The organism is Fenollaria massiliensis (assembly GCF_023347705.1).
Taxonomy (GTDB): domain Bacteria; phylum Bacillota; class Clostridia; order Tissierellales; family Peptoniphilaceae; genus Fenollaria; species Fenollaria massiliensis.
Genome location: NZ_CP096649.1, coordinates 1457705 through 1470879 on the forward strand (window position 1 = coordinate 1457705; position 13175 = coordinate 1470879).

A 13175-nucleotide genomic window follows, 5' to 3' on the forward strand; every position below is an offset into this window, starting at 1 on the left:
ACTAAGCCTCCTTCTTTCCCGTTACATACTCATATATAAGAGATTTTTTATATTCTTCTAGTGTTTCTAGTTGTTTTTGCTTAGTGGCAATAGACTCATCAATTAGTTTAGTTTCAGTATTTAAATACGCTATAATAACACGTTGTTCGTCGATAGAAGGACACGCTATATTAAAGCGTCCTAATTGATCTGTATACAATCTTTTAAACCCTTCTCCCACTCCCAAAGAAACACGTCCGTATTCTACAGAATATCTATCAGTTCTAAGAATTAACTCTAAAAACTTCTCTAATACCAACTCTTTATTAACAATATAAACGGCATAATCTGGACTTGTTATTCCGTCATATATTGAAACGCCAAATCTTGCTAATTCAGGATTTAGCTTATTAAATACCAAATCTCCCTTTTTTACTAACTTGTATCCAATAAGCGTTTTTGCTTGTGCAACCCTCATTTTGTTTGTTGATGATGGTATTACACCCCTATATTGGCTAACAGACAATAGTTCGCCCTTGCCATCTTTTGTTCTTGCGTTGCGTTCAGAAATTAAATATTTTATTCTTTTTATTTTCCAATGTGCTGGATAATCATTTATATAGTCAATCCCAGAATCCTTCATTTCTACATTTTTATCTAAACCTTTTGTCACCGCCTCGGTGATGATGGACTTTTTATACTCATCAAGCGTTTTTATCTCAGACTCAATCGTTTCTTTTATCTCTTCAATTTCTTGGCACTTTTTATCCAATAAATCCGCTATCTTTTTTTGTTCTTCTAATGGCGGTTTTGGTGCTTTTAAATCTAATAATTCAGTAGAATTTATATTGCTTCTAACACCAGCATCACCTAAAAGATTAAATACTCTATTGTAATACATTGACATATACCAATAATAATAAAATTTAGATTTAGTATTATTATTAAGCTTTTTTAATATTATATATGCTGGTGAAACTATTCCTCTATAAGGTGATATGCCAACCCTACTTGTGCTAATATTTTGCAAATCAATCAATTTAAATACAAGTTGATCGACATCTAAAATTTGATAGCTGCTAAAATCTGCTGGTTGAAGTCCATCTGAATTAGTTTTACTTCTTTTAATAACTCCGTTCATAGTTAAAGCTAGTCTTTCAAATTGTCTTTCTAAGGCTCCAACTACAATCTTTGTATTTTTAAATAAGTATTTACCTGGAACTATTTCCCAATCCTTTGGCACTTCACCTATCCATTCTATACCGGTCTCTTTCATCTCTCTAGGCATGACTCTCATCTCCGAAAACTTCTCTGAGCATCTTGTTAAGGCCATTTTCAAGGTTTAGAAACTCTTTGGCAAGCTCCTCTGACGCTCTAGACGCTTCATATTTATAAAAGTATCTTGTGAACGCTATCTCAGCTCCTGTCTTAATCTTAGGTGTTTTAGCTTTTAAGTCTTCTTCAAAAAACGCCTTCGCATCTGGCACGTGTGGCAAAACCTCTCTAGCCATGTAATTATCTATGTCTTCGTCCATGCCCACTAGCTCTGTATCTTTTGTGTCCTTGTCATAAATGATCTCGCCCTTCTTATCTTTTTGCACTTCGGCATCTTTATCCATGATTGAAAGGCCATCTAAGACCTTGGCAAATGTTTGCGCATTTATGTCCACGTCTTTAAGTGCATTTTTAAGAACGGGCTCAAAGGCCTCTTTTGACAAATATTTCTCTGCTCCGGCTTTTTCTTTAAGTGAAGCGATTAATTCATCGTAGACCATTTTATTCTCTTTAAATTTATTTAGCTGAGTTTTTTCTGCCTTCTTTAATTTTTCGCCCTGTTTTTCTTTTTCTGACAGCTCCATATATTTGCCCGGGTCAAAGAATGAGGCTAAGCTTCTAGAGGCTTCTAGCGCTTCTACTCTATCTAGACTTATCTCGTAGGACCTTTGAAGCGGCTGATAAACTGTATACTCTCTATATATAAACTCTTCGTTTGGGTGTATCTGTGAAATTTCTGTCTCTTCAAAATTGGTATATAGCTCTGTGATGCGCTCTCTGTCTTCTTTTGTAAACTCTTTTCTCTTGTTACCAAGGGATTTTCTAAGTGTATGATAAATCTCTGTAGCGTCAATTAACTGAAGTTTTCCACGTCTTTCCTCTCTTTTATTTTTAGAAAGAATCCACACGTATGTTGCAATGCCTGTATTGTAGAACATATCTGTCGGCATGGCGATGATCGCCTCGATTAAATCCTCTTCTAAGAGCCACCTACGTATTTGGCTCTCACCGCTTGATACGCTCCCATTGAAAAGGGGTGAACCGTTGGTGATGATGGCTGCTCTACCCACATTTTCGTCCATCTTATCTATGGCTGACTGCATGAATATTAACTGCGAGTCGCCTCCTGCTGGTAAACCGGCTGGCCATCTTGATATGCATCCTCTACCATATTCCTCTAAAACAGCATCTTCCTGACCAAGTTTAGCATCAGCACCCTTCCATGGCGTGCCAAATGGCGGGTTCTCAAGAACGTATCTCATCTTGTGCTCTTTGAAGCGATCTTCCTTAAGTGTGTCGGCGCGAACAAAATTTTCCGCGTCTTGATTTTTGATAAGCATCTCGGCAAGACCGACTGCGTATGAAGGTCCCATGTACTCTTGACCAAAAAGTCTGATGTCGGCGGATGGGTTGTAGCGATATATGTGTGAGTAGGCTGTAGATAGCATACCACCTGTTCCGCAGGCTTGATCAAGTATGGTGATAACTTTGCCGCTCTCGTATATATCGTCCGAGCCTTCGGCTGTTAAGACCGAAACCATCATCTTGATGATGTCACGGCCAGTATAAAATTGACCGGCTTCAACGTTTTGAAAGAAGCGGCCTATGAGATTCTCAAAGATGTATCCCATCTTGATGGAGGGAAAATTTTCTTCTGAAAGGTCTAGCTCTGAGAACGCTTTGACTACGTTGTATAGGCAGTGCTCCTTGGCCATGGTCTTGATGTGGTCTTTAAGTTTTAGCTCTTGGAATATACCTTGAACGTTATTTGAAAAGCTGTCGATATATGAAATGAAATTGTCTTCTATGTGGTCTGGATCGTTAAGAAGCTCTTTAAGATTGTACTTTGATGTGTTGTAGAAAGCCTTGCCACTAATTCTGTACATGGCTTTAGCTGGATAAGTGGAGTTCTTCTTGTATGTTTCGATGACTTCGTCTTTAGTTTTTTCAAGAACGCACTCAAATCTTCTAAGCACTGTCATGGGGATGATGACGTCGCCGTACTTGTCTGGCATGTAAACGCCTCTAAGCTTGTTGGCGATGGACCAGATAAAGTTTGCCTCTTGAGTGATGTCAATCCTCTCCTCGTCAAATAGAGAGATGTCTTTTGTATCAATCATAAAAAACCTCCGTTTATAATAAATAATTTTCTGATAAAATTTATTTTTAATATTTGCTCAGATATTTTTAATTAATTTTTTTAATGGATTTATTTTAATTATTTTGTATCCGTTTTTGCTTATATTTTTCTAATGGTTTTACTTTAATTATTTTATATCCGTTTTCATCTAAATACTTCTAATAAATATTTTAAAATTTTCGATATAAAAAATTTCCCTAATATATATTATATCACTAATTAATATTTAATAAAAGCCCTTTCGCATAGTAAAATGAAATTGAAGCAAATTTATGAAAAAACTTTTCTCACTATTTATCTTGTATATATAAAAAAGAAGAAGGCTATTAACCTTCTTCTAATTGATTTATTTTGTTTTTATCACTTGAATTTCATACGAAGCGAATGAATCATCGCTATCCAATTTCGCAGATAAAACGTGATGATTGCGCGAAGTGGACCGACGAAGCAAGCGGAATGTACATACGAGTACATGAGCATTGCTGAGGAAGGAACGAGCGCAAGGGCGCGTTTTAATGCGAAATTCTATTTATTTCTGACCAGTCTTCTTGAACCATGCCCTTCACTCTTCTTCTGAAAGTATGAGTGTTAGTTGCTTCAACCATATCATTATATCCCCAGAAACTTGTTGACAAGTCTGTGAAGAATTTGATATTGCCTTTATCATTAGATTGAAGAGCTGATACTAAATCATAATTTCTTTCGAAAATCTTGTTTAGTATGTGAGCTGCTTCTGCTCTAGTGATAGGTGCGTCTGGTCTGAATGTTCCGTTAGGGTAACCAGAGATTCTTCCTGCTGCGTACTCTTTGCCGATAGCTAATTCTGCCCAGTGGCCCTTAACATCTGCGAATGGTGCTGTGCCAAATGGCTTAGCGTCTATCGCTGAAATCATTTGAGCAAATTCTGCTCTAGTGATAGGAGCGTTTGGTCTGAATGTTCCGTCAGAGTAGCCTCTCATGATACCACGAGCTACAACAGCGTTGATGGCTTTGTTGTACCATTTGCTTGGAGTGTCAGAGAATGCTGGTTTAAGTGCTGATGCAGTATTTTCATCTTCAAGTAATCTTGAAAGCATTGCAGCTGCTTCAGCTCTTGTGATGAAGCCGTTTGGTCTAACAGTTCCGTCAGTATATCCGTAGATATATGCCTTGTGAATGTGAATTTCTCTAGTATCTACTTCTTCAACTTTCTTTTCAGGTTCTTCTACTCTTACGTCTCTTCTGTCTCTTCTGTCAGGTCTGAAACGTCTTGATTCATATCTGTAACGAGCGTAAGCATCGTCTATAACTCTAATCTTTATGCTTATACGAACTAGGTTGCCATTGACATAAGCATAGCCATCGATATAGAACTCAGATGGTCCTCTATAATCAGGACTTACTTCTACGTTGATAGATCCATCAGGGTTTGCTTTTACACGAACGCCTCTTGGAGCTGTTAAACCATATGGGTCGATATCATTTCCGTAATTGCCTAATGGATAGATATTTACGTTATCGCCAACATAGATGTCAGTATCTGGATAAATGATATCATCGTAGCTAGGTGTTGGTGCTCCTGCTTTCTTAGTTGTTTGTGCTGGTGTTAATGTGCCAATTGTTTTGCCATTTGCATCTGTTACAGTTACTGATCCGTCATTACCTACAGTTACTTTTGCATCTGCTGGTAGGTCTGGATTTGCTTTCTTAACTGCTTCTTCTACTTTACCTTTTTCTTCGTCTGTTAAGTTAGATGGGTCTTTTACTTCAACTGGTTCTGCTGGGGCTACTACTGCTCCTGTTTTACCTTTTTCTTCTGTTAAGTCACTACCCTTGATTGTGTCTGTTGACTTATCTGGGTATGTGATTGTTGCTGTTCCGTCATCTCCAACTGTTACTGTTGTTCCTTCTGGGAACTTGTCTTTGTTTGCATCTTCGATTGCTTTCTTAACTGCGGCTTTTTCGTCGTCTGTTAATTTATCTTTATTTGCAACTTTTGTTTTTGCTGGTACTGCTGGATCAGTCTTGTCTGCTGTTGTCTTTTCAGCGTCTGTCTTTTCTTCTGTTAAGTCACTACCTTTGATTGTGTCTGTTGATTTATCTGGGTATGTGATTGTTGCTGTTCCGTCATCTCCAACTGTTACTGTTGTTCCTTCTGGGAACTTGTCTTTGTTTGCATCTTCGATTGCTTTCTTAACTGCGGCTTTTTCGTCGTCTGTTAATTTATCTTTATTTGCAACTTTTGTTTTTGCTGGTACTGCTGGATCAGTCTTGTCTGCTGTTGTCTTTTCAGCGTCTGTCTTTTCTTCTGTTAAGTCACTACCCTTGATTGTGTCTGTTGACTTATCTGGGTATGTGATTGTTGCTGTTCCGTCATCTCCAACTGTTACTGTTGTTCCTTCTGGGAACTTGTCTTTGTTTGCATCTTCGATTGCTTTCTTAACTGCGGCTTTTTCGTCGTCTGTTAATTTATCTTTATTTGCAACTTTTGTTTTTGCTGGTACTGCTGGATCAGTCTTGTCTGCTGTTGTCTTTTCAGCGTCTGTCTTTTCTTCTGTTAAGTCACTACCTTTGATTGTGTCTGTTGATTTATCTGGGTATGTGATTGTTGCTGTTCCGTCATCTCCAACTGTTACTGTTGTTCCTTCTGGGAACTTGTCTTTGTTTGCATCTTCGATTGCTTTCTTAACTGCGGCTTTTTCGTCGTCTGTTAATTTATCTTTATTTGCAACTTTTGTTTTTGCTGGTACTGCTGGATCAGTCTTGTCTGCTGTTGTCTTTTCAGCGTCTGTCTTTTCTTCTGTTAAGTCACTACCTTTGATTGTGTCTGTTGATTTATCTGGGTATGTGATTGTTGCTGTTCCGTCATCTCCAACTGTTACTGTTGTTCCTTCTGGGAACTTGTCTTTGTTTGCATCTTCGATTGCTTTCTTAACTGCGGCTTTTTCGTCGTCTGTTAATTTATCTTTATTTGCAACTTTTGTTTTTGCTGGTACTGCTGGATCAGTCTTGTCTGCTGTTGTCTTTTCAGCGTCTGTCTTTTCTTCTGTTAAGTCACTACCTTTGATTGTGTCTGTTGATTTATCTGGGTATGTGATTGTTGCTGTTCCGTCATCTCCAACTGTTACTGTTGTTCCTTCTGGGAACTTGTCTTTGTTTGCATCTTCGATTGCTTTCTTAACTGCGGCTTTTTCGTCGTCTGTTAATTTATCTTTATTTGCAACTTTTGTTTTTGCTGGTACTGCTGGATCAGTCTTGTCTGCTGTTGTCTTTTCAGCTTTCTTAACAGTTTGTTCTGGTGTTAATTTACCAATTTCTTTGCCATCTTTATCTGTTACAGTGACTGTTCCGTCATTGCCTACTGTTACTTTCGCATCTGCTGGTAAGTTTGGATTTGCATCTTTAACAGCTTGTTCTACTTTGCCTTTTTCTTCATCGGTTAACTTAGATGGATCTTTTACTTCAACTGGTGTTGGAGCTTTAATATTTTCAATTACAGTATCAGTTTGTGAAAGTTGTCCAACTTTTTGATTTTCTCCAGTGCCTTGTGTTACTGTTACTGATCCGTCATTTGCTACTTTAATTGTTGCACCTTCTGGCAATGTTGGATTTGCTTTCTTAACTGCTTCTTCTACTTTACCTTTTTCTTCTTGTGTTAGATTTGTCTTATCTGCAACTAGTGTTTTTTCTGGTGCTACTAATTTTATGATTTTATCAGTATCTTCAGCTTTTTTAACTGTTTTAGCTGGTTCGATAGTCTTTTTGCCATCTGTTCCCATAGGTACTGTTACTGTACCATCGTCTGCAACTTGGATTTCTTCATCTTTGAAGCCTAGATCTGGGTTAGCTGCCTTAACAGCATCTCTTACTTTTTGTTTTTCGTAATCTGTAAGTTTTTTAAGATCTGAAACTGGTGTTATTGCTGGGTCATTTAATGTTTTGCCAGCTCTATCAAATGGTTTTACTGTGTCTTTGCCTTCCAAAGTACCAGTCTTACCATCAGCTGTTGTTACAGTTACATTACCCTTGCTATCAACTTCAACTTTATCACCATCAGCAAGATTGTTCTTTTGTTTAACAGCTGCAGCAACTTTATCTCTTTCTTCTTTTGTTAAATTAGTTACATCTTTTACTTCAGTCTTATCTGGAGCTTCAAGCTTAAGAATACTATCGTTTTGTACAACTGTCTTGTCAGCTGGGATTTCTCCAGTTTTACCATTTTGGTTGATAGTTACCTTACCATCGTCTCCTACAGTAATTTCATCATCTTTCAAGTTTCTATCTGGGTTAGCTGCCTTAACAGCATCTTTAACAGCTTGTTTTTCATCAGGTGTTAATTTTGTTTTATCAACAACCTTAACTGGTTCCTTTGGTGGGTTGAATTCATTTTTAACTTCTTTTTGTTCAACTGTCTTATCAGGTGTTATTGTTCCAGTCTTACCATCTTTATTAACTGTTACTGTACCGTCATCATCAACGACAACATCTTCTTTTGTTAACTTTAAGTCTGGGTTTGCTTTAATAACAGCAGCTTCAACAGCTTCTTGTTCTTTTTCTGTTAATGATGTTTTATCTATTACTACTGTCTTTTCTGGATCATTTAAAGTTAAAGGAGTTTTATCAGTTCTTTCCCAAACTGCGTATACAGTTTTTGGTGAAGTGATATTTGTAAAATCTTTAACATTTGCTTCTTTAGCATCTTTTGTATCAGCCCAGCCCTTGAATGTGAATCCATCTCTTGTTGGGTCAGTTGGTTTTGTTACACTTCCATTTTCAACTTTAAGATTAGTTGTGTCCTTACCGTCACCAAACCTACCTTGATTTGCATCAAAAGTAACTGTTACTTCATCTGAATAAACAGCGTAAACAACTAAGTGTCTTGTTATTGGTGTTTCATTAGTAAAGATTTGATCTTTTGGAAGTTTATTAAATTCATCAGCTGTAACGACTGCCTTGTCGCCTAAAGCTTTTTTACCATCCTCAGTAACCCAACCTAAGAAGTTCTTTCCTTCTAGTGTTGGTGCTTCTGGGAATTTATCACCAGTGTCTTTTTTAACATTTGCACCTTCAAAACCATTAGGTTTGTAGTCTTTTTGATCGAAGAAATTAATGTTATCTGGTGCTATCTTAACAACTTTATCTTTACCATCAGCAAGTTTACCAGTGTTAGCATCGAACAATACTCTTGCCCTAACTCTTGTTTCTAATAGGTCAGATGGTAGTGATGATCCGTCTGATGCTGTTGAAACAAACTTCATATCCTTTAATAAAGTTAGTTTTGTTTCAGTTTTATCATCTGAATGATAAGGAAGCATCTTTGTTAAGTCAACCTTATATTCATAAGCAGTATATTCTTTGCTATCTCCTGCAAACTGAGCGTCAAAGATATCAGACTTCGGAATAGTAATCTTCTTACTTACATCCTTGCCAACTAAATTACCATCTTTATCATATTCGTTTTCGTCAGCTTCAACTTTTGCATAAAGCTTGCCAGTTTTACCTTCTTCGTAAAGTGTTCTTACCTTACCACCGTCATACTTAGTGTAGCCGACAAATTCTTTTGTGTCCTTCTTAAAGTCATCATTGCTTGCTGGCAATACCTTTGGATCCTTGTAGAAGTCATCTGTTCCATCTGCATAGTCATTTGTAAATAGCACTTGGTATGGAGTGTAAAGTGACTTGTTTATAGAAAGGATTGATGATTTGTCTGAGTGGTCAGTCCATGTAAGTTCCTTAACAGTATCTTGAGCTTTTGTTAGTTCTCTATATTTGAACCAAGATGTTTGATCTTCTAATTTAGTGCCCTTTTCATCATAGGATTCTACAATTATATCTTCACCTGGTTTTAATTTCTTTGTGTTGATATAGAAGTTACCACCTGTTGATAATGTTACTAAATTTGAACCTCCATCCATAACCTTGTCTTTATTGTCAAAGCTCCAGAATCCTTTAGGTTCAAATTTCTTTTCAGCTTTGGTTCCGTCTGCAAGTGTGTATTTTAGAATGTAGTAACCTTTTTTACCTTCCTTATAAAGGTGCATATTGATATTTCTATCTTTTTGTAATTTTAATGTTGCTCCACCTTCATTTAGCTTTGTTCCGTTGTGGATTTCAAGGAAGTTTACAGGCTTGTCATGGTCTTTTGCATATGGCATGTAAACTTTTATCTTGTCTCCAGATTTTACAGTAGCACCTTCTCTAAGGTCAAACTTAAAGATACCATCTGCATATTTTTCGATTGTTTCAATACCCTTATTACCAGTTATATAGTAAGAGTAGTAGCCTTGTTGCTTTCTAATGACGGCATCTTCGTTACCGATTTGAAGCATTATTTGGCCATCTGCAGGGTCAGTAGTTGTGTCTATTATAAAAGATTCGCCTTCATTAGCTACATAGCCACTGTCGTATGTTCTTTCATAGATAGCCCAGCCGTCTTTATTTGGATTAGTCCAGCCAGATATCATTGAGTAATTAAGCTTTCTTGTAGCATCTATACCAGCAGTTTTGCCTGCAAAAGTATCTTCAAACTTTGATTTATCTACAACATAGTCGATAGCTGTGATGTAGAAGCCGGATATCATTGAGTATTGGTCGTGTTGTGGTATCTCAACCTTGTTAACTCCGTCTTTTTGGAAGTCATGAGTACCAATAACCAGGTAGGCAAGCTTACCATCGGCTGATTTGTTGAAGTCTTTTTTCTTAATGCCAAAATTGTGTGAAAATTTTGATTTAAGTCTTGAGTTTTCAAGAACATTGACATAAGCAACGTTGCCGGCGTCATCTTCCTTCATATAATCCAATAACTTTGCGTCAAAGACTTGGGTAAAGGCAATTGGCTGGTCACCAACTGTTTCTCTTACTATGGTATTGGTTTGACCTGTATATTGAGTTCTGATTATACCAAGATTTTTTTCGTCTTTGTATTGCTCTGGATTGGCAATAAATTCGGACATAACAAATTCTTGAGCCGTTGCATTATTGCCATCTTTTTGGTAGCCACCCTTAATAAATAGTCTGTTCACCTTATCTTCAAGAGAAACTGATGTTGTCTTGGTATAAGTGGAATAGTCCATGGATGTTCCCTTAGGAGCATAGGCATAGATTCTTTCACCCTTAGTGTCAGTAAGTCTCATTTGAACAATGTAGTTTTGCTTACCTAAGGTGTCAATTGTTACGCCTTCTTTTAAAACTAGATTGATAGGAAGGTTCTTTCTTTGATTTGTTAAGTCCCCTCTGGCTTGACCTAAATCAACCTCTCTATCCTTTCGGTCATTCACAGGTGTTAGCGGATATGTTCCCTTTTCATTACCTGCTACACTTAAACCAACCATGTAGGACTTGTCATAGTCGATGTATTGGTCTAGTTCACCGAAATTAAAGCGAGCTCTGTACCAAACACCAGTTGCTGCTGAACCTTTTTCCTTGTAAACCATTCTAAGTACGGTTCTGCCGTTGGCATCAACAAAGTTACCATCGTAATCGATGTCGTTCATTTGAACTGGTTCGGATGTAGTAACTCTTACAAGTCTTTGATCGTCGCCTACAGGCCAACGTGACTTGTCCTTGATTTTGTTTTCCCAGTTGGCTTTGTTGTAGTAGGTTGCACTTGATAAGGCATCAGGTGTTGTTTGAGTGCCAGGTGCGCCTTGTGCAAATACACCAAGCGGTACAAGTGTTATAATCATAATAACAGCTAGTACTAAACTGAGTGTTCTTCTTAAATAATTTCTTTTATAATTATCCATTTTTATTCCTCCTTTTTACAATATACGTTAATGATTATTTTAAAAATAACCATATATAATCATTATATACCCAATAAAAATAAAAAACAGGTATTTGACCATATTTAACACAAATTTAACATAAAAAGTTCTTATAATTACTCACTTTTGTATAGATAGAATTAATAGATAAAAAAATAAGACTTGATTAGAAGCCTTATTTGTATTGATTAGTTATTAATTGAATGAAACAAATGAATTATCTCAAATTAATTTCGCAGAGAAAATGAGATGATTACGCGAAGTGGAGTTTCGAGGCAAACGGAGTGTACGAAAGGTACTCGAGTATTGCCAAGAAACGAACAAGCGTAAGGGCTCATTTTAATGCGAAATGTTTATTATAACTAGTTCCGGTCGATTGAATATTCGTGGCACCCTCGTCGATTCGCGTGCAAGCCCCCTGCTAACAATCATTTCCCCGCCATTATCAAAATGATAAAAACCGCCAGCATATTTTGGGAAAAAACCTTCATCTGGCGCGAAGACACCATTCAAAACGCCTGGTATGCGCCACTGACCACCATGTGCGTGGCCAGCCAAAACTAAATCAAAACCGGCATCCTTATACAAATTTACAAAGGACGGGCGATGGGTTAATAGCATCGTAAAAGCTGTATCATCCCTTTCATTCATAGCGCGTCCAAGCTCAGCCTTCATGCCAGCGCCCTCTCCTGTGTAGCGCGCCTCATCAGGATCGTTAAGACCAGATAGACAGATTTCATTGCCATTAACACTCGTGCGAATGGTCTTGCCGCCGATGTCCTCAATGTCATGCGCACGAAGCCAGTCAAGCATCTCATGGGCGCGCATGCTCCAGTACTCGTGATTACCAGTAACGTAGTAGCACGGATATTTCTTCGCGATGGCACTAAGAAAAATTTTCGTGTTATCATCAGGAATCTCGTCGTCAAAGATGTCACCGCCCAAAAGAATCATGTCCGGCTTTTCTTTATCAACCGCATCAATCAGCGTTTTTTGAGCCATGCCATATTTGCATGAGTGAAGATCAGTGATAAGTGCTATGCGCATAGGTTTTTTAATTTTTTCCGAAGTGATAGTGTATTGAACAATTTTTAAACGCACATCAAAGGCTAATAGTGCAAGGACTATGATTATGGTGATTGTGGCGATTAATATGTGTTTTTTCTTTATTTTCATTTATTGCTCCTTGGATTTTATTTAAAACAGCGTCAAGAAATATCCATCTACTGCTGCGACGATTATATACATGGGTATAGCTCTGAAAAAGGCTTCGATGTGCTTCTTTGGATTTTGGTATAGCTCCTTTTCTGGGACTTTCGTTAGTCTTATGCGTTTTGAGTTTCTCCACCAAAGTAGGTCTATGACGAGTAAATCAAAAATGTTTAGCGCCTGGCCTAAGATGAGTAATTTTATAAAATTTTGCGTAAAATCTTTTTCTCGTATAAATGCTCCGAAAATCATGAATAAAACTAAAAATACTACTAGATTTGCAAACCATGTGACAAGTTTATTAGCTTCATGGAACTTGCCTTGGTATTCGTCTGCTTCTCTAATGCGCTTTTGTACTTCGTCTGGGTACGAGGCATAGCTCTTAAGGTTCTTTTCGTCTTTTCCTGTGCCTAAATAGCATAGGGCGAAAAATATTACACATAAAATTATTATCTCTATAATTAACATGATATCACTCCTTTTACTTTATTATATCACATTAGCCTGTGCTAATAAATATTTTATAATAATTTCAAAGCCATTTGCAAAATAAAAGCACCTATGATTATAGATGCTTTGTGTAAATATTATTTCTTCTTTAGCTCTTCGATGTTTTTATTAAGCCTGTTAAGCTCTTTAATAATAATCCAATTTTGATCAACTAGTCCTTGTATGCCACTAAATCTAGTTACCTTATATGTCTTATACATATCCTCTATCTCTTCTTCGTCAAAGTCTGCGAGCTTATATCGTTCGATAAACTTTTGCTTATCCTCTCTTTGTCTTTCTTCTTTTGCCCTTTTATCTGAAAATAGTCCCATAATATC

At 37.1% G+C, this 13175-nt stretch carries 6 protein-coding genes; all 6 read right to left on the reverse strand.

Annotated features, from left to right (window positions below; genetic code table 11):
- Position 1: 1 nt before the first annotated feature.
- On the reverse strand, positions 2–1267 hold the full coding sequence (locus tag M1R53_RS07000; protein WP_249242513.1) for a restriction endonuclease subunit S: 1266 nt from the start codon (positions 1265–1267) through the stop codon (positions 2–4).
- Positions 1260–3374 (reverse strand): type I restriction-modification system subunit M, encoded by a 2115-nt coding sequence (locus tag M1R53_RS07005; RefSeq protein WP_249242514.1) that lies wholly within the window; start codon positions 3372–3374, stop codon positions 1260–1262. The genes M1R53_RS07000 and M1R53_RS07005 overlap by 8 nt, the downstream gene beginning before the upstream one ends.
- A gap of 532 nt (positions 3375–3906) precedes the next feature.
- A complete protein-coding gene (locus tag M1R53_RS07010) occupies positions 3907–11118 on the reverse strand; it encodes a MiiA motif-containing surface protein (protein ID WP_249242515.1) in 7212 nt (2403 codons plus the stop codon).
- A gap of 360 nt (positions 11119–11478) precedes the next feature.
- Entirely contained in the window at positions 11479–12315 is an 837-nt protein-coding gene (locus tag M1R53_RS07015; protein WP_249242516.1) for a metallophosphoesterase, read from the reverse strand.
- Positions 12316–12336: 21 nt separating this feature from the next.
- The gene (locus tag M1R53_RS07020; protein ID WP_249242517.1) at positions 12337–12816 is read right to left on the reverse strand and encodes an ABC transporter permease; all 480 of its coding nucleotides are present in this window, start codon (positions 12814–12816) and stop codon (positions 12337–12339) included.
- Positions 12817–12935: 119 nt separating this feature from the next.
- On the reverse strand, positions 12936–13169 hold the full coding sequence (locus tag M1R53_RS07025) for a hypothetical protein (RefSeq protein WP_249242518.1): 234 nt from the start codon (positions 13167–13169) through the stop codon (positions 12936–12938).
- Between the last annotated feature and the right edge of the window lie 6 nt (positions 13170–13175).

What these genes read in the sequence shown, in the direction of transcription:
- M1R53_RS07000 (WP_249242513.1), bottom strand. Translation starts at nt 1,267, where the DNA reads ATGCCTAGAGAGATGAAAGAGACCGGTATAGAATGGATAGGTGAAGTG.
- M1R53_RS07005 (WP_249242514.1), bottom strand. Translation starts at nt 3,374, where the DNA reads ATGATTGATACAAAAGACATCTCTCTATTTGACGAGGAGAGGATTGAC.
- M1R53_RS07010 (WP_249242515.1), bottom strand. Translation starts at nt 11,118, where the DNA reads ATGGATAATTATAAAAGAAATTATTTAAGAAGAACACTCAGTTTAGTA.
- M1R53_RS07015 (WP_249242516.1), bottom strand. Translation starts at nt 12,315, where the DNA reads ATGAAAATAAAGAAAAAACACATATTAATCGCCACAATCACCATAATC.
- M1R53_RS07020 (WP_249242517.1), bottom strand. Translation starts at nt 12,816, where the DNA reads ATGTTAATTATAGAGATAATAATTTTATGTGTAATATTTTTCGCCCTA.
- M1R53_RS07025 (WP_249242518.1), bottom strand. Translation starts at nt 13,169, where the DNA reads ATGGGACTATTTTCAGATAAAAGGGCAAAAGAAGAAAGACAAAGAGAG.